The 25250-nt window shown below is 71.8% G+C and carries 21 protein-coding genes; 7 read left to right on the top strand and 14 right to left on the bottom strand.

Translation table 11 applies throughout. The features are described from left to right. Positions 1 to 13: 13 nt before the first annotated feature. On the bottom strand, positions 14 to 736 hold the full coding sequence (locus AB0N02_RS13345) for a CPBP family intramembrane glutamic endopeptidase (RefSeq protein ID WP_363945564.1): 723 nt from the start codon (positions 734 to 736) through the stop codon (positions 14 to 16). Positions 737 to 1079: 343 nt separating this feature from the next. Here AB0N02_RS13345 and AB0N02_RS13350 point away from each other — a divergent pair, with 343 nt between their 5' ends. Both AB0N02_RS13350 and AB0N02_RS13355 read left to right on the top strand, forming a co-directional pair. Further along, positions 1080 to 1967, top strand: coding sequence for a universal stress protein (locus AB0N02_RS13350; protein WP_363945565.1), 888 nt, complete (start codon positions 1080 to 1082; stop codon positions 1965 to 1967). A 499-nt stretch (positions 1968 to 2466) separates the two neighbouring features. Further along, on the top strand, positions 2467 to 2889 hold the full coding sequence (locus AB0N02_RS13355; RefSeq protein ID WP_363945567.1) for a DoxX family membrane protein: 423 nt from the start codon (positions 2467 to 2469) through the stop codon (positions 2887 to 2889). Positions 2890 to 2980: 91 nt separating this feature from the next. Here the strand turns inward: AB0N02_RS13355 and AB0N02_RS13360 are convergent, their stop codons facing one another. Then, positions 2981 to 4693 carry a CocE/NonD family hydrolase gene (locus AB0N02_RS13360; RefSeq protein ID WP_363945569.1) on the bottom strand — a complete coding sequence of 571 codons (1713 nt, stop codon included), beginning with the start codon at positions 4691 to 4693 and terminating at the stop codon, positions 2981 to 2983. A 246-nt stretch (positions 4694 to 4939) separates the two neighbouring features. Here AB0N02_RS13360 and AB0N02_RS13365 point away from each other — a divergent pair, with 246 nt between their 5' ends. The 4 genes from AB0N02_RS13365 to AB0N02_RS13380 are packed head-to-tail and all read left to right on the top strand — an operon-like array spanning position 4940 to position 10541. Continuing rightward, positions 4940 to 6577: an ABC transporter family substrate-binding protein gene (locus tag AB0N02_RS13365; RefSeq protein ID WP_363945570.1), complete on the top strand. Its 1638-nt coding sequence runs from the start codon at positions 4940 to 4942 to the stop codon at positions 6575 to 6577. A 40-nt stretch (positions 6578 to 6617) separates the two neighbouring features. Beyond that, a complete protein-coding gene (locus AB0N02_RS13370; protein ID WP_363945571.1) occupies positions 6618 to 7556 on the top strand; it encodes an ABC transporter permease in 939 nt (312 codons plus the stop codon). After that, entirely contained in the window at positions 7553 to 8527 is a 975-nt protein-coding gene (locus AB0N02_RS13375; RefSeq protein ID WP_363945573.1) for an ABC transporter permease, read from the top strand. Before AB0N02_RS13370 ends, AB0N02_RS13375 begins: the two co-directional genes overlap by 4 nt. Further along, complete coding sequence (locus AB0N02_RS13380; RefSeq protein WP_363945575.1) at positions 8520 to 10541, top strand: ABC transporter ATP-binding protein; 2022 nt, start codon at positions 8520 to 8522, stop codon at positions 10539 to 10541. Before AB0N02_RS13375 ends, AB0N02_RS13380 begins: the two co-directional genes overlap by 8 nt. Before the next feature lie 63 nt (positions 10542 to 10604). On the opposite strand, the gene AB0N02_RS13385 is transcribed toward AB0N02_RS13380, so the two are convergent. The 10 genes from AB0N02_RS13385 to AB0N02_RS13430 form a co-directional block, all read right to left on the bottom strand. Further along, entirely contained in the window at positions 10605 to 11123 is a 519-nt protein-coding gene (locus AB0N02_RS13385; protein ID WP_363945576.1) for a nuclear transport factor 2 family protein, read from the bottom strand. Positions 11124 to 11174: 51 nt separating this feature from the next. Then, a complete protein-coding gene (locus AB0N02_RS13390; RefSeq protein WP_363945577.1) occupies positions 11175 to 12530 on the bottom strand; it encodes a dihydrolipoamide acetyltransferase family protein in 1356 nt (451 codons plus the stop codon). Next, entirely contained in the window at positions 12523 to 14712 is a 2190-nt protein-coding gene (locus AB0N02_RS13395; protein WP_363945578.1) for a thiamine pyrophosphate-dependent enzyme, read from the bottom strand. Before AB0N02_RS13395 ends, AB0N02_RS13390 begins: the two co-directional genes overlap by 8 nt. Next, complete coding sequence (locus AB0N02_RS13400) at positions 14709 to 15212, bottom strand: VOC family protein (RefSeq protein WP_363945579.1); 504 nt, start codon at positions 15210 to 15212, stop codon at positions 14709 to 14711. The genes AB0N02_RS13395 and AB0N02_RS13400 overlap by 4 nt, the downstream gene beginning before the upstream one ends. Then, the gene (locus AB0N02_RS13405) at positions 15209 to 16651 is read right to left on the bottom strand and encodes an NAD-dependent succinate-semialdehyde dehydrogenase (RefSeq protein WP_363945580.1); all 1443 of its coding nucleotides are present in this window, start codon (positions 16649 to 16651) and stop codon (positions 15209 to 15211) included. The genes AB0N02_RS13400 and AB0N02_RS13405 overlap by 4 nt, the downstream gene beginning before the upstream one ends. A gap of 15 nt (positions 16652 to 16666) precedes the next feature. After that, a complete protein-coding gene (locus tag AB0N02_RS13410) occupies positions 16667 to 17908 on the bottom strand; it encodes a Xaa-Pro peptidase family protein (protein WP_363945581.1) in 1242 nt (413 codons plus the stop codon). Positions 17909 to 17916: 8 nt separating this feature from the next. After that, positions 17917 to 18849 (bottom strand): NAD(P)-dependent oxidoreductase, encoded by a 933-nt coding sequence (locus tag AB0N02_RS13415; protein ID WP_363945582.1) that lies wholly within the window; start codon positions 18847 to 18849, stop codon positions 17917 to 17919. A gap of 81 nt (positions 18850 to 18930) precedes the next feature. Beyond that, positions 18931 to 19875 carry an amidohydrolase family protein gene (locus AB0N02_RS13420; protein ID WP_363945583.1) on the bottom strand — a complete coding sequence of 315 codons (945 nt, stop codon included), beginning with the start codon at positions 19873 to 19875 and terminating at the stop codon, positions 18931 to 18933. 32 nt (positions 19876 to 19907) lie between these two features. Then, positions 19908 to 21191 (bottom strand): amidohydrolase family protein, encoded by a 1284-nt coding sequence (locus AB0N02_RS13425; RefSeq protein WP_363945584.1) that lies wholly within the window; start codon positions 21189 to 21191, stop codon positions 19908 to 19910. A 6-nt stretch (positions 21192 to 21197) separates the two neighbouring features. Then, positions 21198 to 21605 carry a Rid family hydrolase gene (locus AB0N02_RS13430; RefSeq protein ID WP_363945585.1) on the bottom strand — a complete coding sequence of 136 codons (408 nt, stop codon included), beginning with the start codon at positions 21603 to 21605 and terminating at the stop codon, positions 21198 to 21200. A 347-nt stretch (positions 21606 to 21952) separates the two neighbouring features. Here AB0N02_RS13430 and AB0N02_RS13435 point away from each other — a divergent pair, with 347 nt between their 5' ends. Further along, positions 21953 to 22984, top strand: a complete 1032-nt coding sequence (locus AB0N02_RS13435; RefSeq protein WP_363945586.1) for a LacI family DNA-binding transcriptional regulator — start codon at positions 21953 to 21955, stop codon at positions 22982 to 22984. 183 nt (positions 22985 to 23167) lie between these two features. Here the strand turns inward: AB0N02_RS13435 and AB0N02_RS13440 are convergent, their stop codons facing one another. Continuing rightward, positions 23168 to 24037, bottom strand: coding sequence for a universal stress protein (locus AB0N02_RS13440; protein ID WP_363945587.1), 870 nt, complete (start codon positions 24035 to 24037; stop codon positions 23168 to 23170). Between the two features lie 131 nt (positions 24038 to 24168). After that, entirely contained in the window at positions 24169 to 25170 is a 1002-nt protein-coding gene (locus AB0N02_RS13445) for a nitroreductase family protein (RefSeq protein WP_363945588.1), read from the bottom strand. Positions 25171 to 25250 lie beyond the last annotated feature (80 nt).

Here is a 25250-nt window from a genome sequence, read left to right on the forward strand (position 1 = left end):
GTAGCGATCCTATCTAGGCCGCGTTCCCGACCGGCTCGCGTCGCGGCTGCGGGGAGAGAAGCAGGCCGCGGAGGTCGATCAGCGCGTGCAGCAGGATCGGCAGGAGCAGGCTGCCGGTTCTCAGGTAGAGCACGGTCAGCCCGAGGCCGGCCAGGGTGACCATGAGCATGCCGCGCCCACCCTGGTAGAGGTGGCCGGCGACGAACACCGCCAGCGCGCCGAGGGCCGCGACCTCCTTGCTCAGGCCGAGCGCGCCCGTGCCGGCCGCGATGAGCAGGCCCCGGTAGACGATCTCCTCGGTGACACCGGCGGTCACCGACAGGCCCGCGGCGTACCAGCGCTCGGCCGCGGTGCGCGGCAGCAGGTGACTGTAGGCCTCCTGGCCTGGGACGGCCCTGCCCTTGGCGGCCAGGCGCCGGAGGACGAGCACACCGGCCGCGGCGGCGACCAGGAAGCCGACGATCATGCCGAGCACGGTGTCCGGTGACTCGTTGATCACCAGGCCGACGGCCGCGGCGTCGAGGCGTGGCTCCACGGCGACGATGAGCAGCGCCACGGCGGCCAGCGCCCACAGCTCGGCGCTCCAGAGCGTGAACATCCGGCGGTAGGCCGTGGGGTCCCGGTCACGGGTGCGGGCCAGCCTGTCGTACGCGCGCCTGCCGAGCAGGGGGCTGACGACGGCCAGGTAGACGACCAGGGCGCCCGACAGGACGAGCGTCAGGGGAGTGAACGACACGGGAAACCTCCATGGGTGCTCAGCTACCTAGACCGTAGAGCAAGCTAGTTAGGAATACAACCTAGATTGCGGCGGGAGCATGCCGGACGGAGCCCGGCCGGGAACACTCCGCGACGCACGGGCGCGGCGTCGCCCGCCCACCGGTGGAGACGCCGCCCCGGCGGGTGAGGAGGGGCGGGGCGCCGGATCTCACCGCGCGGGACCTTCGCCCCTACTGGGCGGGCGCGGTTCTGGGAAGGATGAAAGGAGATCGCCCGTGCTCACGGGCATGGGAGGCGATACCGGTCTCGCGCTGCGGCGATCGGAGCGCCGGCGTGACACGGACGGATCCCAGGTGATGACCATGACAGAACCCGTCGTCGTCGGCGTCGACGGCTCGGCGTCCTCATTGGAGGCGGTGGCCTGGGCGGCGAAGGAGGCCGCGCTGCGGAACGCGCCGCTCCACCTGGTGCACGCCGCCCTTCGCTGGGCCTATGACGTGCCGCTCGTCCCCCAGCCCGCGCACTGGGGACCGGCGGCGGAGGCCGCCTGCCGGCAACTGCTCCGCCAGGCCACCGAGCGGGCGCACGCCGTCGCCTCCGCGGTGCGGGTCACCGCCGAGATCGTCGACGGCGCCCCCGCCGAGGCGATCGCCGCCGTCGCCGAGACCGCGCAGCTGGTCGTGGTCGGCAGCCGGGGGCGCGGCGGGTTCGCGGGGCTGCTGCTGGGCTCGGTCAGCCGTGACCTCGCCGCCCGGCCTCCCTGCCCCGTGGTGGTCGCGGGCCGGTCGGGGGCCGGATCCGGCACCGAGATCGTCGTCGGCGTGTCCGGGCACCCCGACCAGGAGCCCGTCCTGCGCTTCGCCTTCGAGGAGGCGGCCCTGCGGCGACTTCCGCTCCGGGCCGTGCACGCCTGGACCCGCCCGGCGCTCAGAGGCCCCGGCGACATGCAACCCCTGGTCTACGACGTCGAAGGCGTCGGCCGGGAGGAGGCGCGCCTGCTGGCCGAGTCGCTCGCCGGCCGGCGGGAGAGGTTCCCCGACGTCTCCTTCGGCGAGCACGTCGTGCACGAGCATCCGGCCAAGGCGCTCGCCGACCTCTCGGCCACCGCCGAACTGATCGTCGTGGGCGCCCCCGGCCCGGGGGCGATCTTCGGATCGACCACGCACTCCCTGCTCCACCACACCCGTGCGCCCGTGGCCGTCATCCCCCACCCCGCCGCACGCACCCGCCGGACGGCCTCCCCCGCCTAGCGCTGCGAGGGGAGAGGCCGGGCGTGGTTTCCGGCCCGGGACTCGCCTTGACACCCGGCGACACCCGGCGACACCCGGCGCCGCCGGAAACCGCTTTCCCCGCGCCGGGAACGGGAATCGAATTCACCGCGCCGGCCGGCCGGATATCGGAGCGGGCAGTCAGCCGTCCTCCGGCGGAATTTCCGCGCCGTCCGGCCGGAGAACATTCTCCGCCGGAGCCGTACGAACCTCATCATCCTTTCCATGAATCGCAGCCCGCGGCGGAGCCATTGCGGCTGCACCCCAAAGCCAAGGACAAATGGTATGACCATGGCACCAATTCCCGTAATCACCACAAGAAAGGTGCAAGCTATATTAGAACCGGCAAACCCCCCAGCCAACGGAGATAGTCATGTATCGGACGAACAGAACACACTTCCACCAATCTCGCCTACCCGGTTCCCTGACTGCCGTCAAGTCCCAGGCCTCCGCCATTCTCCGCAAGCGTTTTCCGGTCATTATGCGAGTGACACTGGGCTTGGTGTTCCTCTGGTTCGGAGCGCTGAAGGTGGCGGACGTCAGTCCCGTCAGCGATCTGGTCGCCGACACCCTCGCCTTCGTGCCGCTCCCGGCGTCGTTCGTGGTCCCCGCCCTCGGCGTGTTCGAGATCGCCGCCGCCCTGGCGCTGATCAGCGGCCGGTGGATGCGTCCGTTCCTGCCCGCGCTGCTGCTTCACCTGATCGGGACGTTCCTGGTCCTGGCACTCCACCCCAGCGTCGCGTTCAAGAACGGAAACCCCCTCCTGCTCACGATGGAGGGCGAGTTCGTCGTCAAGAACCTCGTCCTGATCGCCGGGACGCTGATGATCGCCGCCACCCTGCCCTCGCGGAGGGAGACGGCCCACCCCGCGGACACCCCGGCGGCTCCCACCGCCACGCGTTGAGCGGCCGGGCCACCGGGACATCCGCCCGCCGTCCAGGTGGGCCCCCACCTGGACGGCAGACCCGTCCCCTCCCCGCCCTCCCCTGCGCCGCTCAGCGGCGCACGTGCAGGATCAGCGCGGACGGGTGGCCCGCGTCGTGGAGGATCGTCTGACGGGCGGTCCGGAGCGCGGCGGACCGGCCGAAGGGGGCACCGGTGTTCGGATTGCGGTCGTAGGTGGGGAAGTTGCTACTGGAGATCTCCACCCCGACGCGGTGACCTACGCCGAAGACGTTCGCCGTCGGCTGGAGCTCGATCTCGAAGCGCTCGGCCCTGCCCGGCTCCAGGAACCTCTCCGTGCCGGTGCCGTCGCGGTGACGGGCACGCACGATGCCCTCGCAGAGGTTGATCGCGCGGGAGTCCGGGCCGATGTCGACGAGTTTGGCCGTGAAGTCGGTGTCGGGCGCCGAGGACGAGGCGAACAGTTCGACCCGCACGCCGCCGGCCACCTCCAGAGGTTCCGTCAGGGGCGGCGTGGCGTAGACGAGGACGTCGGGGCGGGACTCGACGGCCCGCTGGTCGTAGGGGCCGAACGAGGACTGCGGGGTGTAGCAGCAACTCTGGCCGCCGACGCTCGGCACCGGGTTCGACGGGTCGTAGACGAAGTGGTCCGGCTCCTCCCCCGGCCCGTCCTCCCCCGGCCCGCTCTCCGCCAGGGCACCTCCGGCGCGCAGGAGGAACCGCGTGGGCTCGAAGCCCTCCGGCGGCCAGGTCTCCGCCGCGCGCCAGGTCCGGTCGCCCATGCTGAAGTAGCGGACCGGCGTCTCCTCGGACTCGGGCGTCACGCCCTTGAGCCGGTGATCCATCCACGCGACCACGGCGCCCGGGAACGAGCGCGCCGCGTCCGCGCCGAAGTCCACCTCGCCCAGCTCGCGCGACCAGCCGTTGTGCGCCCAGGGGCCGATGACGAGCCTGCTGCCCTCGGCGACGTCGCCCGCCCCCGCACCGCGCAGCGCCCGGAAGGTCTCCACACCGGCCGGCACGAACACGTCGTACCAGCCGGCCATGGTGAGCACCGGCACCTGGACCTCCGGCAGCCGCCCGCGCAGCGACAGGTCCCGCCAGTAGTCGTCGCGAATCGGGTGTTCGTTGATCCACTCGAAGAAGTACGGCGCCACGTCGGCCCGGTCGGGCAGGAGCGGCGGGAACTCGTTGAGCGGCAGGTGGCGGTACCACCGCTCGCCGAGGGCGTCGTAGGCCCTCGTCATCGCCTCCGACAGCTCCGCGCCGTCGGGGAGCTTCGCCACGGCGCTGCTGGCGACGTTCCGGGTGAGCCACGTGACGGCGAAGGCCAGTGAGAACGCGCCGCCGGGGAAGAACCAGTCGTACGGGTCCACGGGGGTCACCGCGCAGGCCATGGCCGCCAGCGCGGGGGGCCGCAGGAGGGCGGCCCGCCACGCGGAGTACCCCTGGTACGACGTGCCGACGAGGCCGACCCGCCCGTCCGAGCCCGGGAGCGCCGCCGCCCAGGCGACGGTGTCGAACCCGTCGTCGGCCTCGTTCACGAAGGGCTCCCACACGCCCCCGGAGGCGAACTGGCCACGCACGTCCTGCATGACGAAGATGTAGCCGGCGTTCGCGTAGTACACGCCGAGCTCGGTGTAGACGGACTTGTCGTACGGCGTGCGCTGCACCAGCACCGGAAGGTCCGCCGCGTTCCCGGGCCGGTAGACGTCGGCGCGCAGTACGACGCCGTCGCGCATGACGACCTCGCGATCACGCTCGACGGTGATCGGCCCGACGGTCTCGACGCTGCCAACGAACATGCTCTGTTCCTCCTCAGGTGATCGTCACCGGCCCGGCAGGCCCCTCCGCCGCCCGCCGGAGCCGGGCCACATCCAGCAATGACTCTGGCATCCCTCCCAGATGATGCGCAACCGTTTGTTAACAGCCTTACCCATCAGATATCCGCAGAAAGTATTGACTCTCGGCATTTGCCGGACCCAAGATGCTGCAATCGGTTGCGATGGGGGCCCAGACCGCACCGTCCGACTTTTGAAGGGAACATCGAGATGACGAGTGCACGCGGTGTGCTGGCGGTCCTGGCGGCCGCGGCCATGTGTACGCTGACCGCCTGCGGCTCGGACACCCCGGCGCCCGGGGCCCGAGCAGGCGGCGGAGCGAAGCTCACCGTCGCCACCGTCCAGTCCTGGAACGGCTTCAACCCCTACGTGCCCGACCAGGGCAACACCATCGGCCTGGGGCTGGCCCACGCGATCTACCCGTCGGCCTTCGACGCGCAGCCGGACCAGACCGCGGCCCTGAACACGGACCTGCTGGAGAGCGCGACCGTGACGAGCGAGAAGCCGCAGACGGTCACCTACAAGATCAGCCAGAAGGCGGCCTGGTCGGACGGCACCCCGATCACCGCCGACGACTTCGTCTTCCTGTGGAAGCACCTCAACGGCAGCGACCCCGGCCTGCTGGTCTCGTCGGCGATCGGCTACAAGCAGATCTCCTCCGTCGCCGCCGACGGCGACCCCAAGACCGTCAAGGTCGTGTTCGACTCGCCGTTCGCCGACTGGCAGTCGCTGTTCTCCATGCTGCTGCCCGCGCATCACATGGCCTCGCTCGGCGACGACACCAAGGCCTGGAACACCGGGCTGGCCTCGGCCCCGCCCCCGTCGGGCGGCCCCTACCGAATCGCCGAGAACAGGCCCGACGAGTATCTGCGGCTCACCGCCAACCCCGCCTGGTACGGCGCCAAGCCCAAGGTCGAGGAGATGACGGTCCGTTTCTTCGGCGACGACCAGGCCGTCGTGCAGGCGCTGGCCAGCGGTGAGGCCGGTTACGCCTTCAACCTGGCGGCCTCGCGCGCCCTGATCGACCAGATCAGGGCGTTGCCGAACGTCACCACCGACATCGTGCCCACCACGAACCAGCAGTACATCAACACGCAGTTCTCCCGCCCCGGCGCGGACGACCTCGCCGTGCGCCAGGCGATCGCCACCGTGGTCGACCCCGGAAAGGTCGCCTCGACGGTCTTCGGCGGCGACGTCACGAAGCTGCTGACCACCCACCACGTCTACGCGCCGAGCTCGCCGTACTACGTCGACAACCGCCCCGCCGGCTTCGGCAGCGGCGACGCGGCAGCGGCGACGTCGATCCTGGAGAAGGCCGGATACGCCAAGGGCTCCGACGGCGTGTACGCCAGGGACGGCAGGAAGCTGGAGCTGACCTACATCGCCCGTGCCGAGGACCAGCTCGCCAAGCAGGTCGGCGTGATCCTCCAGGACGAGCTGAAGAAGATCGGCATCGCCATCAAGATCAAGACTCCGGCCAGCGCCGACTGGTTCAAGGTGCTCGGCTCGGGCGACTACGACCTCGGCCTGGGCAACTACCCGGCTCACCCGTTCCCGGTCTCGTGGTACAGCGCGCTGTACACCTGCAAGGGCGGCTACAACTTCGTCAAGTACTGCGACGAGGAGGTGGACAGGGACTACAACGCCGCCTACGCCGAGCTGGACCCCAAGGCGCGGGCCGAGCTGATGAACACGATCGAAAAGCGGCTCTGGGCGGACGTGGCCAACATCCCGATGTGGGAGGCCCCGCAGGTCGTGACCCGCTCCTCGGGCATCACCGGGGTCCGGGCCCAGCTCCCGAGGGAGTACCAGCTGCTCGACGCCGCCCAGTGGAACGTCGCCGGCTGAGGCCGGCGTGAGGCAACCGAACCCGAGAGGAGGACCGGCCGTGACGGAGACCACGGCGGAGACCACGGCGGAGAGTCCGGCGGGATCCGCGATCCCGGCGCCCCCGCCGGCCGACGGATCCCGGACGGCCGGCGGATGGGTCGTGGCCGGACGGTTTGTGCGCAACCGGCTCTCGGCCGTCTCCCTGACCCTGCTGGTGCTGATGGTGCTGGCCGCCGTGGCCGGCCCGCTGCTGTGGAGGTACGGCCACGCCGAGATCACCCAGGACGTGCTACAGGGACCGTCCCGGGCCCATCCGTTCGGCACGGACCCGGTCGGGCACGACATGCTGGCGCTGGTGATGCGCGGCACGCAGCGGTCCCTGACCGTCGCCCTCATCGTCGCGGTGCTGTCCACGCTGCTGGGCACCGTGGTCGGCATGCTGGCCGGATACTTCGGCGGGATCGTCGACAACCTGCTGATGCGGTTCGTCGACCTGGTCCTGATGATGCCGCTGCTGGCGGTGCTCGGCCTGGTGGCGGTACGGGTCGGCGGGACCGAGGACGGATGGCTCGTGGTCTCGCTCGCGATCTCGCTGCTGTTCTGGACCCCCACCGCGCGGGTCATCCGCGCGAGCGTGCTGAGCCTGAAGGAGGCCGACTTCGTCGAGTCGGCACGCCTGATCGGCGCCGGCACGGCCCGCGTCTTCACCAGGCACCTGCTCCCCCACCTGGTCGGCCCGATCGCCGTGGTCACCACGACGTACGTGGCCGCGGCGATCGGGCTGGAGTCGACGCTGTCGTTCCTCGGCCTCGGCGTGCAGCCACCCGACACCTCGCTGGGGCTCCTGGTCGGCCAGGGGCTCGGCTTCGCCACGACCTCGTGGTGGCTCTTCTACCTTCCCGGCGCCACGATCATCGCCATCGTGCTGCTCGTCCACTTCGTCGGCGAGGGGCTCCAGGCGGCCTTCAACCGCGGCTCCGGATCGGACCATCGATGAGAAGAGTCGTCCTCCTGCGCCTGCTGCAGGCGATCCCCCTGATCGTCGTCTCGACGATGGTCATATTCTTCGCCGTCAGCCTGGCCGGAGACCCGCTGGACCGTTACCGGCAGCCCAACGTCCCGCAGTCGACGCTCGACGCCAAGGCGGCCGAGCTCGGCCTCGACCGGCCGATCGCGGTGCGCTACTGGGAGTGGATCAGCCACGCCGTCCGGGGCGACTTCGGCCTCAACGACCGGGGAGTACCGGTCGGCCAGGAGCTGCTGGACCGGAGCCTCGTCTCGCTCCGGCTGATCGCGATCGCCGTCGTCCTGGCGATCCTGGCGGCCGTGGCCGTCGGCTTCTACGGCGCGGTGCGGCGCGGCCGCCCCGCCGACCGGCTGCTGACCGCCTTCACCATCCTGATGCTCACCGCGCCGGAGTTCTGGGTCGCGGTCGTGATGAAACAGCTGGCGATCTGGTTCAACCAGCGGACCGGCACCGACCTCCTCGCGACCGTCGGCGACTCGACACCGGGCATCGCGAGCGCCGGGCTGGGCGAACGGCTCGGCGACTACGCCGGGCACCTGGTCCTGCCGACCGCCGTCCTGGTGCTCGGTATGTTCCCCGTGTGGGCGCTGTACCAGCGCACGGCGATGCTGGAGGTCATCGACAGCGACTACGTCAAGATGGCCAGGGCCAAGGGGCTGACGAACACGCGGGTGCTGGTGAGACACGGCCTGCGCACCGCCCTGACGCCGGTCGTCACGATGATCGCGCTGCGGCTGCCGTGGGTCGTCGGAGGACTCGTCGTGATCGAGTCGATCTTCGGCTGGCGCGGCCTGGGCACCATGCTGGTCCAGGGCGTGCAGAAACAGGACACCAACACCGTCCTGGCCTTCCTCCTGCTGTCCGCCGTACTGATCACCGTGCTGAACCTGGCGGCCGACCTCATCCACCGATACCTCGACCCGAGAGTGCGCTATGACTGACCCTCTGCCGACACCGCTGCTGACGGTGCGGAACCTCGGCGTCTCCTTCGGCCCGGCCGGGCACGGCGTGCAGGCCGTGCGCGACCTGAGCTTCGACGTCCGTCCCGGGGAGACCCTCGCCATCGTGGGCGAGTCCGGATCGGGCAAGTCGACCTCCGCCCTGGCCGTCCTGGGCCTGCTGCCCGAGCACGCCACGGTCACCGGAAGCGCCGTCTTCGAGGGCGAGGAGCTTCTCGGGCGCGGCGAGCGGGACTGGCGGAAGGTGCGCGGCACGCGCATCGCGTACGTCCCGCAGAACCCGTTCGGCTCGCTCAACCCCGTCTACACCGTGGGAGAGCAGATCGTTGAGGGGCTCCGCGCGCACCGCGGGGACCTGTCGGCCGCCGCCGCGCGCGGCGAGGCGCTCGACCTAATCGACGCCGTCGGGATCGACGACCCCGCGGCGCGGTTCGACGCCTACCCGCACCAGATCTCCGGCGGCATGCGGCAGCGGGTGGTCATCGCGATGGCGCTGGCCAACCGCCCCTCGCTGATCATCGCCGACGAGCCGACCAGCGCGCTCGACGTCACCGTGCAGGCCCAGGTGCTCGAGGCCCTGGAGAGGGCGCGGAGCCTGTCGGAGGCGAGCCTGCTGCTGATCACGCATGACATGGGCATCGTGGCCAGGCACGCCGACCGCGTCCAGGTGATGTACGCCGGACGCTGTGTCGAGTCCGGCCCCACCGAGACGGTCTTCGCGCGGCCGCGCATGCCGTACACCATGGGCCTGCTCGGCGCGATCCCCCGCGTGGACACCCCGGGGGACGCTCCGCTGGTGCGCATGCCGGCCGCCTCGGGACGTTTCCCCGCGACGGGCTGCGCCTTCGCCGAACGCTGCCCGGCGGTGCTGGACGAGTGCCGGGTCACGACGCCGGTCCTCGGCGACGCCGGGGACGGCCGCTCCGTCGCCTGCCTGCGGGCCGGTGAGCTGCGCGGCCGCACGCCCCTGGACCTGTTCCCGAGCACCGCGCCCGAGGGGGCGAGGGCGGAGGTCCCGGCCGGGACCGAGCCGGTGCTGAAGGTGGACCGGCTCGTCAAGCACTTCCCCGTCCGCGGGCGCGGGCTCGTGCACGCCGTCTGCGACATCTCCCTGGAGGTCGGGCCGGGCGAGACGCTCGCCGTGGTCGGCGAGTCGGGCAGCGGCAAGACCACGCTGAACCGCACCCTGGCCAGGCTGGAGGAGCCCACCTCCGGCACGATCACCGTCGGCGGCGCGGACATCACCGGCCTGTCGCAGCGCAGGCTCCGCCCGCACCGCGGCACGCTGCAGATGGTGCTGCAGGACTCGACCGCCTCGCTCAACCCCAAGCTGACCGTGGGCGCGCTGATCGCCGAGCCTCTCACCATCCATGGCGGACGCCGCCCGGGCCGCGTGGGCGAGCTGCTCGGCCTCGTCGGCCTGCCGGACACCGCGGCCGACCGGTTCCCCGGCGAGCTGTCCGGCGGGCAGCGCCAGCGGGTGGCGATCGCGCGGGCCCTGGCGGTCGAGCCCAGGGTCCTGATCCTCGACGAGCCGGTCTCCGCGCTCGACGTCTCCGTGCAGGCCGACGTCCTGGCCCTGCTGCGCGACCTGCAGTGCCGGCTCGGGGTCGCCTACGTCTTCGTCACGCACGATCTCGGCGTGGTGCGGCACATCGCCGACCGGGTCGCCGTGATGTACCTCGGCGGCCTTCTCGAGGTGGGGCCGGTCGACGACGTGCTCTCGCGGCCCGCGCACCCGTACACGCGGGCGCTGGTGTCCGCCGTTCCGGTCCCGGACCCGCGCGCCGAGCACGCCCGTGAGCGCATCACGCTCACCGGCGAGATCCCCGCCGCGGCGAACCCGCCGAGCGGCTGCCGGTTCCGGACCCGCTGCCCGCTCCACCGCGAGCTGGACGAGGCCGCTCGGGCGCGGTGCGCGAGCGAGCGTCCCGCGCTGCGGGCCACCGACGTGCCGCGCCGTACGGCCGCCTGCCACTTCACCCCCACCGCCTGAGCGCGCCTGAACGGCGAAGGCCGCCCTCCCGGTCCGGGAGGGCGGCCTTCGCGTCGCCGTGGGTCAGCGGGCGCCGATGTCGCTCGCCTTCACCGGGACCGCGCGCGACTCGACCTCGATGGTGCGCCTGGCGACCCGCCACCTGCCGTCGTCGCCCCTGACGAACGTGTCGAGGTAGCGGCCGAAGGACCACAGGTACGGCCCTGCCTCGCCCTTGTCGAGGCGGGTGAGGTAGGAGGTGCTGGTGGCGGTGTCCCCGCCGTCGCCGGTGATCTCGATGAGCGGATCGCCCACCAGGTGCTTGTGGAAGTGCTGGGGCGCGTGCGAGTGGCCCGGGATGAACGCCGCCAGGGCGTCGCGGCCGTCATGCCGGACCCGCACGACGCGGTCGGTCTCGCTGACCTCGACCATCTCGAAGACGGCGTCGGGCGCGAAGCAGTCGATCCACGCCTCGTGGTCGCCGTAGTCCAGCGTGATCGCCAGCCGGTACAGCGTCTTGGTGATCGCGGCCTCGGCGTCGAGCGTCCGCACGCGCGCCTCAAGCGCCTCCAGCCGGTCGACCAGCTCGTTCGTCTCTGTCATGTTCCTCTTCCTTCGGGTTGTGCCGTACCAGTCTTGCCGGTCGGGTGAACGTCAGATGAGCAGGGTGAGCGGGTGTTCCACGGAACGGACGAACGCCTGGAGCCAGCGGGCCGCCACGACGCCGTCCACCGGGCGGTGGTCGACCGAGAGCGTCACCCGCATGACGGTGGCCGCCACGAGCCGGCCGTCCTCGACGACCGCCTCCTGGCGGGCCGCGCCGACGGCCAGGATCGCCGACTGCGGCGGGTTCAGGATGGCCGTGAACTCCTCGGTGCCGAACATGCCGAGGTTCGTGACGCTCAGCGCGCCGCCCTCGAGCTCGTCCTGCCTGAGCCGGCCCCGCTCTCCGCGGTCACGCAGGTCCCGGACCGCGGCCGCCAGGGCCGTCAGGGACAGTTCGTCCGCCCGGCGGACGACCGGTGTGAGCAGGCCACGATCGGTGGCGATCGCGACGGAGACGTCCACCGAGGTGAACCTCCGTACGGCGTCGCCGGTCCAGATCACGTTCAGCTCGGGGACGAGCGTGTGCGCGCGAGCCGCGGCCTTGATCACCAGGTCGTTGACCGACACCCGCACCGGGGCGTGCTCGTTGATCTCGCGCCGCAGTTCGAGCAGCCGGTCCACCCGGCAGGTGGCCCGCAGGTAGAAGTGCGGGGCCTCCTGCTTGCTCGCGGTGAGCCGCCTGGCCACCGCCCGCCGGATCCGCGAGTGCGGCTCGTCGACGAAGGCGGAGCCGTCCGTAACGGAACGATCCCGGATCGGACCGGCCGGGGCGGAACCGTCCCGGACGGGACCGTCGGACTCGGGACCGTCCGGAACGGCGGCGCCGGCCGCGGCGATCGCGGCCTCGACGTCGCGCCGGACGATGCGGCCGTACGGTCCCGAGCCGTCGATGCGCTCGACGGCCAGCCCGTTCTCCCTGGCCAGCCTGCGCGCCAGCGGGCTGGCCAGGACACGCCCGGCCGGTCCGGGCTCCGGGACCGGCGCCGGCGCCGATACCGGCACCGGCTGCGGCTGCGGCTGCGACTGCGACTGCGACTGCGACTGCGACGCCGGATCCGGCTGTGGCGCCGCGGCCCGGGTCTCGGGCGGTTCCGGAGTCCCGGGCGGTTCCGGGGCGTCGATCCCCCATCCGGCGGCGAGCGCGTCGGCGGCGGCGACGGTCTCGCCACGCTCGCCGATCACCGCGATCGGCGCGCCCACGTCGACGGAGGCGCCGTCGGGCACCAGCACCCTCAGCAGCACGCCGTCGCGCTCCGCCTCGACGTCGACGACGGCCTTCTCGGTCTCCACGGTCGCGATGACGTCCCCGGCCGCGAACTCCTGGCCGATCGGCACGCTCCAGCCCTGCACGACCGCCTCGGTGGAGCCGGCGAGCACCTCGGGCATCCGCATCAGCTCAGCCATCGGACCGTCCTCCCTCGAACTCGCCGAGTCTGGCGACCACCTCGGCGGTCTGGGCGATGGCGGCCCGCTCCAGCACCTTGCTGATGCTCGGCGAGGCCTCGCCTCCGGTCACCCGCATGACCGGTGAGTCGAGCCAGTCGAAGAAACGGCGTTGGATCTCGTCGCCCAGCCATCCGCCATACGACGCGCCGACGCTGCCCTGCTCGGCGATCAGCACGTTGTTCGTCTTGCGGACGCTCTCGCCGATGGTGTCCCAGTCGATGCTGGCCCGGTCGAGCCAGCGCAGGTCGATCACCTCGGCGTCGACGCCGGGCACCTGCTCCACGGCCTCCAGCACGAAGTTGGTCATCTGCAGGTAGGTGAGGATCGTCAGGTCCCGGCCCGTACGGCGGACGGCGGCCCTGCCGACGGGCAGGCAGTAGTCGAGGTCGTCGACCGGTCCGGGGCCGGTGCTGTTGTAGAGGTCCACGTGTTCGAGGACGACGACCGGGTCCTTGCAGCGCAGCGCGGCGTTCATCAGGCCGACGTAGTCGAACGGCGTGGAGGGGGCGACGATCCGCCAGCCGGGGTTGGTGGCGAAGACGCCCGCGGGGTCCATGGAGTGCTGCGAGCCGTATCCGGTGCCCATGGCGACCTTGCTGCGCAGGACCAGGGGGACGTCGGAACGGCCGCCGAACATGTGCCGGGCCTTGCCGATCTGGTTGAAGAGCTGGTCGGCGGCCACCCACATGAAGTCGGCGTACATGAACTCGACGACCGGCCTGTAGCGGCCGTCGAGGGCGATGCCGCCGCCGAGCCCGGCGAAGGCGTTCTCGCTGATCGGCGTGCCGAGCACGCGATCGGGGAACGCCTCGCGGAGGCCGCGGGTCGCCCCGTTGGTGCCGCCGTTGAGGCGGTGCACGTCCTCCCCCATGACGACGACGGACGGGTCGGTCTCCATCCGGCGCCGCATGACCCCGGCCACGGCGCCGATGAACCTCTGTTCCTCGATCTCGCCCGTGAAGGAGTCTGTGTCGGCGACGTAGGCGCCGTCGAACTCGCTCAGGTCGCCCCGGATCCCGGTCTCGGTGAACGCGGGATCGGGCCACTCGGCCGGTTTGATCCGCCGCTGTCCCGGCTTGCCGCCGGGCAGCGGTTCGAGCAGGACGTCGCCGAGCTCGGCCATCACGGCCTTGGCGGCCGCAGTCGCCTCGGCGATCTGCCGCTCGGTGCGGATGCCGCGCCGCAGGAGGTGGCGGGAGACCTGCGCGATCGGGTCGCGGGCGCGCCACTCGGCCTCCTCGTCCTTGCCCCGGTAGCCGAACGCGCTGCCGGGGAAGGCGCCGTTCTGGTGGAAGTAGCGGTAGACGTCGGCCTCGACGACCACCGGTCCCCGCCCCTCGCGCATGTGCTCGACCGCGGCCCGCATCGTCAGGTGGACGGCGAGCGGGTCCATCCCGTCGACCTTCCAGCTGGCGATGTTGAAGGCCGGGCCGCGGGCCGACAGGCGCGGCTCGGCGGTCGCCTCGCTGACGTGCGTGGAGACGGCGTACTGGTTGTTCTCGATGAAGAAGCAGACCGGCAGCCGCCAGGCTCCCGCGAGGTTGAACGTCTCCAGCGTCGAGCCGATGTTGACCGCGCCGTCGCCGAAGTAGGTCACGGACACGTCCCGGGTACCGGCGAAGCGGTGCGCCCAGGCGTAGCCGGCGGCGACGGGCACGCCGCCGCCGACGATCGCGTTGGTGCCGATCGCCCCCGCGTCGAGCCACTGCAGGTGCATCGACCCGCCCCGGCCGCCGCTGAAGCCGCGGGCCAGGCCGCAGATCTCCGCCAGCGTGCGCAGCAGTACCTCCCGCAGGTCCGCGGTGAGCGGCGCGAGCAGGTCGAGGCCGGGGGCGACGTGGTGGATCGCCTTGGCGAGGAACTGGTGGTGGCCGCGGTGCGAGCCGTTGACCGTGTCGGCCGAGGTGAGCGCGAGCACCGAGCCGACCGCGCCGGCCTCCTGGCCGACGCTGGAGTGGGCGGGGCCGTGCACGAGTCCCGCGCCGGCCAGTTCGAGGACGTACTCCTCGAAGGAGCGGATCAGCGTCATCTGGTCGAGCATCGTGCGCAGCAGCGCCGGGTCCGCGTCGTCCCAGTCGGCGTCCGTCGTGCCGATCCGCACCCAGGGCGCCTCGGGCGTGAGGTCCTCCCGCGTGGTCATGCCTGTCTCCCCTCTCCCCGGTCGAACGCCTTGCCGCCGGGGTAGGACACGAGTTCGAACTGCGTCCCCCAGGGGGCCAGGAAGTAGATCCAGCGCTGGCCCTCGCTCGGTCCCCTGCTGGCCGTCGGCCCGGCGAGGACGGCGACGTCGTGCCTCCTCAGGTGCGCCACCGCCGCGTCGAGGTCGTCGACGTAGAGCGCGACGTGGTGGCCGCCGGCGTCGCTGTTGCGTGGCGGCACGCGGCGCCGGGCGGGCGCGGCGTACTGGAAGACCTCCAGCGTGACGTTCCCGCAGCGCAGGAGGCGGAGCTCCTCCATCACCGCGCGCGGGTGGACGTTGAGGTGCTCCTCCATCCACGGCCCGTCGTCGTCGCGGTACGGGCCGAGGGTGTACATGTACTCGCAGCCGAGGACGTCGACGAGCCACCGGCACGCCTGGTCCAGGTCCGGCACCGTGATGCCGATGTGGTCGACCCTCCTGAGGCCGGGGAGCCCGCTCACCACCGCACCGCGACGTACTTCGACTCGAGGTAGTCCATCAGCCCCTCGTGCCCGCCCTCGCGGCCGATGCCGCTCTGCTTGACGCCGCCGAACGGCGCGGCCGGGTCGCTGACCAGGCCGCGGTTCAGGCCGATCATGCCGAATTCGAGCGCCTCGCCGACCCGGAGCCCGCGTGCGAGGTCCCCGGTGTAGACGTAGGCGACCAGGCCGTACTCCGTGTCGTTGGCCGCCTCGACGGCCTCGGCCTCGGTCTCGAAGACGACGATCGGCGCGACCGGCCCGAAGATCTCCTCGCGGAGGATCCGCGCGTCTGGGGAGACGTCGGCGAGCACGGTCGGCTCGTAGTAGCAGCCCGCCCGGTCCGGGCGCCCGCCTCCGGTGACCACCCTGGCCCCGGCCGCGACCGCGCCCTCGACCAGTTCGCCGACCTTGGCGACGGTGTCCTCGTTGACCAGCGGGCCGACCTGGGAGGCCTCGTCGGTGCCGGGCCCGAGCCTGAGCTCCGCCATGCGCGCGGCCAGGCGCCGGGTGAACTCCTCGGCGACGGGCGCCTCGACGTGGAAGCGGTTCGCCGCCGTGCACGCCGAACCGCCGTTGCGCATCTTGGCGATCATCGCGCCGTCGACGGCGGCGTCGAGGTCGGCGTCGGCGAAGACCAGGAAGGGCGCGTTGCCGCCGAGCTCCATCGAGGTGTTCACGACGTTGTCGGCGGCCTCGTGCAGCAGCACCCGGCCGATCTCGGTGGAGCCGGTGAAGGACAGCTTGCGCACCCGCGGGTCGTGCAGCATCGCCGAGACGACCGCGCCCGAGCGGCGGCTGGTCACCACGTTGACCACCCCGGCGGGCACACCGGCCTCGGTGAGGATCTCCGCCATGGCCAGCGCCGTGAGCGGGGTCTCGCTCGCCGGTTTGAGCACCACCGTGCATCCGGCGGCCAGGGCGGGGCCGATCTTCCGGGTGGCCATCGCCGCCGGGAAGTTCCAGGGCGTCACCAGGACGCAGACGCCGACCGGCCGGTGCGTCACCATGATCTTGTTGGTGCCGCCGGGCGCGGTCGCAAGCGATCCCAGGGCCCGGACGGCCTCCTCGCCGTACCAGCGGAAGAACTCGGCGGCGTAGGCGACCTCGGCGCGGGCGTCGGGCATCGCCTTGCCGTTCTCGCGGGAGATCAGCCGGGCGAGCTCCTCGGCCCGCTCGGTCGTGAGGTCGAAGGCGCGCAGCAGGATCCGGCTCCGCTCGCGGGGAGCGGTGGCGGCCCACGCGGCCGCCGCGGCGGCCGCCGCGTCGACGGCGAGGAGGGCGTCGGTCACCTCCCCGTCGGCGACGGAGGCGATGACCTCACCCGTAGCGGGGTCGTGGACGTCGAAGCGGCCGGCCTTACCCGCGTCGACGAACTCGCCGTCGATGAACAGGCCGGTCGCGAGGTCGGTTGATGGCATCGGTGCTCCCTGTGATCAGTAGGGGTTGGCGACGAACAGGTCCTGCGCCGGGAACAGCGTCAGGAGGCGGGCGCCGTTCTCGGTGACCACGACCTCCTCCTCGATGCGCGCCGCGGAGAACCCGTCGTCGGCCGGGCAGTAGGTCTCCAGCGCGAAGACCATGCCGGGTTTGAGCTCGATCGGCTCCCTGAGGCTGTTGAGGCGCGAGATGATCGGCCGCTCGTGCAGGCCGAGGCCGAGGCCGTGGCCGAACTGCAGGCCGAACGCCGCCATCTCGTCGGCGAAGCCGAACTCGGGGGCGGCGGGCCAGACGAGGGCGACCTCGTCGGTGCCGACACCGGGCTTGATCATCTGGATCGAGGCGTCCATCCACTCGCGCGCCCTGGCGTACGCGCCGCGCTGGGCCGCCGTCGCGCTCCCCACGCTGAAGGTGCGGTAGTAGCAGGTCCGGTAACCGTTGAACGCGTGGATGATGTCGAAGAACGCCTGGTCGCCCGGGCGGATGATGCGGTCGGTGAAGTTGTGCGGGTGCGGGTTGCAGCGCTCCCCCGACACGGCGTTGATCGCCTCGACCTGTTCCGAGCCCATCTCGTAGAGCCGCTTGTTCGCCAGCGCCACGATCTCGTTCTCCCGGACGCCCGGCTTCAGCGCCTCGACGATGTCCTGGTAGACGCCGTCGACCATCGCGGCGGCCTGGGTCAGCAGCATGATCTCGTCCTGCGACTTGATCTGCCGCGCGTCGAGCATCGACTGCTGGGCGTCGACGACCCTGAGCCCCTGCCGTTCCATCTCGAACAGGAAGGGGGGCTCGACGATGTCGACGCCGACGGGCTCGTCCGCGAGGCCGGCGTCCTCGAGCAGTCCTCTGATCTGGCGGACGGCGTCGGCCATGAGCCCGGCGGTCGGCGCGATCGCGCCGCGCAGGCCGAGCATGCCCGCGTGGCAGTCGTCCGGCTTGAGCCAGGGGGCGAACATCCTGTGGTGGCGTGCCGCGGAGCCGAAGTCCCACAGCATCGGGTCGCCGCCGCGGGTCAGCAACGCGTACCGGGTCATCTTGTCCGGCAGCGCGCCGCCGATCCACGTCTGCGTCGTGTAGCGGATGTTGTAGGCGTCGAACAGCAGGAACGCCCCGCACCCGCTGCCGTCGAGCGCCTCCTTGGCCCGCCGCAGCCGGTAGGAGCGCAGCCGGTCGAAGTCGACGCGGGTCTCGAAGTCCACGCCCCGGTGGCCCGGGGCGTGCAGAGGCAGGCCGGTCATGGGCGGGGTCACTCCGCCGGCGCGCCGAGGCCGTCGTCCACGACGACGTTCTCGGGGCGGAGTTCGAGGCCCGACGCGGCCGCCTGCAGGTCGAGGAGGATGGCGAAGTCCTCGTCGACGCGGCCGCTGCCGACCGACGCCTGCACGAGCTGGGCGGTCGAGGCCGCCAGCGGCATGGGCACGTCGAGGCGGCGGGCCGCCGCGAGGCCGAGGTCGAAGTCCTTGCGCAGCAGGATCGGGGTGAACGTCGGCGGCAGGTAGTCGAGGTTCACGAACGCCGGCGACTTGTAGCGGGTGAACACCGAGCCCATGACGCTGTCGTTGAGGAACTCCAGGAACGCCGCGCGGGAGACGCCGCCCTTCTCCGCGAGCACGGTGATCTCCGCGAGCGACTGGGTGACCACGCCGAGGAACAGGTTGTGCGCGATCTTCACCAGGCGGGCGCCCTCGCCCTCGCCGACGTAGGTGACGGACTTGCCGATCAGGGCGAGCAGCGGCTCGATCCGCCCGTAGGTGCCGGCGGGTCCCGAGACGACCAGGCTCAGGCCGCCGGTCTCGGCGACCTTGCCGTTGCCGCTCACGGGCGAGGCGAGGAAGGCGACGCCGAGCTCGTCGCAGGCCACCCGGACCTCGGCCGACGCCTCGATCGAGACGGTGGAGCAGTCCACGACCGCACCGGGGACGCGCTCCGGGTCGGCGAGCAGGCCGTCCGCGCCGAGCAGTACCTCCTTCAGGTCCGCGGGGGTCGAGACCATCGTGAACACGACGTCCCGGTCGCGCAGGTCCGCGATGGTGTCGGCGACGGAGGCGCCGAGCGGTTCGAGCGCCTCGGCCTTGCTCCGGGTCCGGTTCCAGGCCGTCACCGGCACTCCGGCGCGGGCCAGCCTGCCCGCCATCGCCGCGCCCATCCGGCCGCAGCCGATCCATCCGACGTTGGTCATTGTCTCCGCCTTCGCAATCGATTGCCTATCGGGGTGAAAAGATGCCCGGCCGTTCGTTGGAACGGCCGGGCGTGAAGTCGGTCAGCGGCCGAGGCCGAGGAGATCCACGGCGTTGCGGTCGAGGATGCGCGAGGCCACGCCCTCCCCGAGGCCGGAGTTCTCGACGTAGGTCGCCGCCCGCGTGTAGAGATCGTTCTGGAAGTAGGGGAAGTCGCTGCCCAGCATGATCCGGTCCTCGCCGAAGGTGTCGACCGCGCAGCGCAGCGAGGGCGCGTGAAAGTTGGCGGTGTCGTACCACATGCCGGCGAAGACCTTGCTCGGCTGGTCGGGGAAGGCCTGCTTCCAGTGGTTGTAGTTGTCGTCGATCCGCTGCATCAGGAACGGGATCGGGCCGCCGAGGTGGGCGACGATCACCTTGATGTTGGGGTAGCGGGCGGTGATGCCGGCCCGCACGAAGTGCAGCACGCCGATGGCGTCCTCGAACGGCGCGCCGACGATCCAGGTCAGGCCGTGCTCCGAGATGAGCGGCGAGTCGGCGTCCTTGCCCGAGGCGTGGATGAACAGCGGGGCCGAGCGCTCGTCGAGGGCGGCCCACAGCGGCTCGAACGACGGGTCGCCGAGGGTCCTGTCCAGCACCGCCGTACCGATGGTGGCGCCGATCAGGCCGAGGTCGTCCATCGCGCGCGCGACCTCCCTGGCGGCCGCCTCGCCGTGCGGGAGCGGCGTGGCGGCGAAGCCGTCGAAGCGGTCGGGGTGACGCTTGATCAGGTCGGCGTACATGTCGTTGGCCATCCGGGCGGCCTCGACGGCGTTCGCCTCGTCGGTGAACGTCGGCAGCTGCGGCGTCGCCGAGAGGATCTGCATGTCGACGCCGGCGTCGTCCATCATCCTCAGGCGCTTGTCGATGTCGCCCTCGTCGTCACCGGCGCACAGGCCTCGCGCGACGGCGGTGTCCTTGCTGCCGTACCTCTCCAGCAGGTCGAGGTACTCGGTCGGGAAGTAGTGGGCGTGCACGTCGATACGCACGATATGTCTCCTTCAAAGTGAATGATCGGTGGTCAGCCCGCGGTGGTGCCCAGGTCGCGCGTCCTCAGCAGCCGCTCGCGCGTCTCCCGCAGGCGGGCCGAGAGCTCCGGGCCGTCGACGCCGACGAGGCCGCCCGCGGTGTAGCGGACCTCACCGCCGACGAACACGGTGTCGATGTCCCGCGACGTGGTCTGCAGGACGAGGTGCCCGGCCGGGTCGCCCATGGACAGGCCGAACGGCTCGGTCTCGACCAGGATCACGTCGGCGGGCGCGCCCTCCTCGATGCCGGTCGCCGTACGGCCGAGCGCCCGGGCCCCGTTGACCGTGACCCAGCGCACGACGTCGCGCGCCGAGACCAGGGGGACGTCGAGGTCGCGGTGCGGCGGCACGTGACCGCGGGCCCGCTCCTTCTCCCCGTCGAGCAGCCGGTGCAGCGCGTAGGCGAGCCGCATCTGGGTGAGCAGGTCCGCGCAGGCGTAGCTGACGACGTCGACGCCCAGGGTGATCGGCACGCCCGCCCGGACCGCGCGGTCGAAGACGGCCACGGGCTTGCCCATGCCCATCTCGATGTCGGGGGTCAACGACAGGAACGCACCGGAGGCGGCGAGGGCGGCGATCTCCCGCTCCGAGGCGTAGTTGCCGTGCACCCAGAGCACGTCGGGCGCCAGGGCCCCGGCGTCGGCGAACTCGGCGAGAAGGCCCACCGGGTTGCCGTGGACCGAGATGCCCAGTCCCAGCTCGCGCGCCCGGGCGACCGCCTTCTCGTCGTATCGGTGGTCGATCGCCAGCGCGACGCCGACCAGGGCGTCGTCGCGGACCTCCTCGGCGACGCGGGCGAGGTCGTCGAGCCGGTGGGCGCGGTCCCGGTAGGTCGCCCCCTCCCGCTCGAAGAGCCCGAAGCCGTACGTCGCGCGGATGCCGGCGTCGCGCAGGCCGCGGATCGAGGCGTCCACGTGCTCGGGGGAGTTCGCGCTGTGGCAGTAGTCGAAGACCTGTGTGACACCGTGGCTGAGCAGTTCGAGCCCTCCGGCGTACGTCGCCCAGTACATGTCCTCGGGCGTGTAGTACTCCGACATCGGGTGCACGGTGTGGAAGTACTCGCGGGCCCAGAGGTCGGCGGTCATCCCGCGCAGCGGGGTCTGCCACAGGTGCAGGTGGGTGTCGACCAGGCCGGGCACCACGAGCTTTCCGGCCGCGTCGACGACCTCGGCGTCACCGGCGGGGAGGTCGGCGCCGATCCGGCTGATCACGCCGTCCTCGACCAGCACGTCGCGGATCTCGCCGGTGAGCAGCCGGCCGCCCTTGATGAGCTTCACGTTCGCCTACTCCGCCGAGCCGCGCGGGACGCCGACGGCGCTGGCGTCGATCTCCACGAGCACCTTCGGGTTGGCCAGCCGCGAGACCTCGACCAGCGTGGAGGTGGGGCGCGCGTCGCCGAACCAGCCGAACACGACGTCGAGCGCGGTCCGCAGGAACTCGTCCATCCGGGTCGTGTAGATCTGGACGCGCACGACGTCGGAACGCTCCAGCCCGGCCGACGCCAGCGACCGTCCCAGGTTGTCCATGACCACCTGGGCCTGCGTGGCGAGCGGCTCGTCGAGGCCGCCGTCGGGATGGTAGGGCAGGGTTCCGGCGATCTCGTACCGCGGCCCCTCCGCGACCGCGATGACCTGCGAGTAGAGACCCTTGACCGGCTCGAAGACGTCGGAAGGCTGGATGCGACGATGCATTCGACCGCTCCCTTATGTTGACATGCAATCCTTTGCAGGCCCAACATATGGGGCCATAAATCCAGTCGTCAAGAAGTTCCGGCTGGCGGATACAATCGATTGCTGTGCGAAGGGAGAGGCGGTGACGGCGATGACGACGATCGGGACGATCCGCGTGGCGCCGCCGCCCCGCCGGGCCGGACCGACGCACCCCACCGGGCCTCCGGTGAAGGATCCCGGCCCGGGGGCGCGGCGGCGGTCCTCGCGCCGCGCGACGGATGCGTTTTCAATGAAACGGCGAGCGATTGCCGTGATCGTATAATACTGTTTTGCCGCAAAATGGCTGGTAGCCCACGGGGAGCGGGGTCATGACAGAGCCTGGCGCCAAACCGACACTGCGAGACGTCGCACAGAAAGCCGGGGTGCATCCGGGCACCGCCTCTCGCGCCCTCAACCCGGAGACGGCCTCCAAGGTCAACGCCGCGACCGCCAAGCGGGTCATGCGGGCGGCCAAGGCGCTCGGCTACCGTCCCAACCCGATCGCCCGCAGCCTGCGCACGAGCAGGAGCCACACGATCGGCATGCTCATCCCCGACTTCACCAACTCGATGTTCCCCCCGATGGTGCGCGGCGTCGACCGGGTGCTCTCCGAGCGTGACTACACCCTGCTCCTGGCCGACACCGACAACAACGCCGAGCGCGAGGAGCGGCTGTACGGCGCGCTGCGCGACCGCCAGGTCGACGGCCTGGTCATCGGCACGGCGCTGCGCCACCACCCGCTGCTGACCCGGATCATCGCCGACGAGATCCCCTTCGTGCTCGTCAACCGGCTGACCGACGACCATCCCACCCTCGCCGTCGTCGGCGACGAGGTGAGCGGGATCCGGCAGACCGTCGCGCACCTGGTCGGGCTCGGCCACCGGCGGATCGCGTACCTGTCGGGGCCGCTGACGACCACCACGGGCGCGGGCCGGCTCTCCGCCTACAAGCACGCGCTGGCCGCGCACGACATCGGGGTCGCGCCCGAGCTGATCACCGAGTGCGCCGCCTGGACCGAGGTCGAGGGCGCCAAGGGGTTACGCCGCCTGCTCGACGGCAACGAGGCCGGGGCCTTCACCGCGGTGATGGCCGGCAACGACATGATCGCGCTCGGCTGCTACGGCGTGTTCCGCGAGCGGGGCATCGTGTGCCCCGACGACCTGAGCCTCGTCGGATTCAACGACATGCCCTTCATCGACCACTTCGCCCCCCCGCTGACCACGGTCCGCATCCCGAACGGCGACATCGGCGTGGAGGCCGCGAACCTCCTGCTGGACGCGATCGGCAGTGGATCGGTCACCCCGAAGGTCGTCACACTGCCGGTCCGCTTCATCGTCCGCGGCTCCACGGGCCCCGCCTAGAAGCCCCGTACGGCTGACGCCCCTCCTTCTGCCTGCCGCGGCGGTCACCGCCGGCCGCGTCGCCCGCCGCCAGCACCGCCGGGGAGGTCGGCGAGGCCGGGGAGGTCGGCGAGGAGGAATCCCGCCTCTCCCCGGGAGGTTCACGCCGTCGTCCCGGAGGGGGAACGGCCTTCCAGGAGGCTTCTAGGGGAGGGGAACACCCCTCTCGGAGGGGGGAACGACGACGATGGGGCATTCGGCGCGCTGCAGGACGCCGTGGCTCACCGAGCCCAGCACCAGCCCGGCCAGGTCGCCGCGCCCGCGTGATCCCACGACCAGCAGGTCGGCCCGATCCGAGGCCTCCCGCAGGACGTCCACCGGGTGCCCGTGCTCCAGCTGCTCGGTGACCTTGACGTCCGGATAGCGCTCGCCCCAGCCCGCCAGCGCCTCGGCCAGCACGCGCCGCTCGCCCCGGGCGGTCTCCTCGGCGTCCGCGAGGGCGAACGGCCCGCCACCGACGACGGGCCTGTTCCAGGCGTGTACCGCGCGCAGGCCCACACCGCGCAGGGACGCCTCGGCGAAGGCGAACCCGAGGGCGTCGGCACCCACGGAGGAGCCGTCGACCCCGGCGACCACCTCACCGCGGGAGCGCTTGGGCGGCTGCCGTACGACGGCGACCGGGCAGGCGGTGTGCCCGGACACCCCCAGCGCGACCGACCCCAGCAGCATGCCCCGGAAACCGCCCAGGCCGTGGCTGCCGACCACCAGGAGCTCCGCGGCCTTCGCCGCCTCGATGAGGGCCGACCGGGGGTCGCCCGGCAGCAGCAGCGACTCCACCTCGACGCCGCCGTCCTCCTCGCGCACCCGCTCCAGCGCGTCGGTCAGCGTGGACGTGGCGCCGTCGCGCATCCACCGGCCCACGTCCGCGTACGGAGCGTCGTCGGACATCTCCAGCGGCCCGGCCGGCATGGCGTGCACGACGCGCAGCGCGCTGCCGCGCAGCCCGGCCTCCCGTACCGCCCAGCCCACGGCCTCAAGCGAGACCCGCGAGCCGTCGACTCCCACCACGATCATGTGTTCTCCTTCTGCCCCCGTGACATCTCCGGGCGGCACGGGGCACGCCGCCCGTCTCTCCCCGCCCGGCCGGGCGGGACCGCCGGTCTCCGCCGACGGCACCGCTGAGGGGGTGGGTACCGGACCCCGTTTCAGGTCGTCCCGCGTTCTTCCAGCACCTCGGCGATCGGCCGCCTGACACTCCTGCCCTCGTCGGGGGTGAACCCCAGGCGCATGATCATCTGGGGATACTCCCCCGACAGCAGTTCCTGACGCATGAACTCCCGCAGGTGGAACATCTCCAGCGGCTGGGTGTGGAAGGCCGCGCGAACCCCGTGGGCGTCGGCGTGCAGCAGGATACGCTGCAGCGCCTGACCTGCTGTGATCCAGTCCTCGCGGGAGTCCGACAGGGTGGTCAGCACCGCCACGAGCCCGGTCGAGGTGGCTGCGGACCGGTCGCTCTCGCCTCCCCACGAATGGCCGTGGGCGTAGTCGCGCTGGGCGAAGTGCGGGCGGGTTCTGCGCGGTTCGCGGGGGTAGGCCTCGGCCGGCACCCCCTCCGCGCGGGTGCTTCCCGGCGGCCGGGCCCAGCGGAGGACCTCCAGGGTGAACAGCCGGTCCTGGGACTGCACCTCCTGGGCCGCCTCGGTGAGCGCGGCCAGCGCCCGCACCGCGGCCTCGGAGCGGACGGGTGTCAGTCGCGCCCCCTCCGCGGCCGCCTGCTGGACGAGTTCGTCGACGAGCTGGTCGGGGACGGGCGTCTCGGTGAATCCGGCGCGGTGGGTGCGGCGGTGCTCGATCCGGGCGCACAGCGTCCGGGTGTGCTCGTCGGCTTCGGCGGACTCGCCCAGCCGTACGGTCGCCAGCAGGGCGGGACGGTCGGGGTCGGGCAGCACGCGCACCCGTGCCTCGTGGCCGAGACCGCGCAGCACGAGCCGTATGTTCATCAGGGCGGCACCGCAGCTGACCAGCCGCTCCCTGCCCATGATGTCACCCGTCCGCAGCCCCCTGTCGCTGTCGGCCCGCAGGGCGATCTCCTCGCCGTCGACGACGAACGACCACGGCTGGGTGTTGTGCACCGACGGCGCCCACACCGCGGCCTGGACCGCCGCGTGGACCGCCGAGGTGATCTCCTCGGTCGCGTGCGCGTTCATGACGTCACCTCCGTCACCGTCTCCCTCACAAGATCTTCACCGTGCCGGGAAGGCACCGGTCCGGCTCCCCTCCACCGCAG

The organism is Streptosporangium sp. NPDC051022, from assembly GCF_040683035.1.
Lineage (GTDB): Bacteria > Actinomycetota > Actinomycetes > Streptosporangiales > Streptosporangiaceae > Streptosporangium.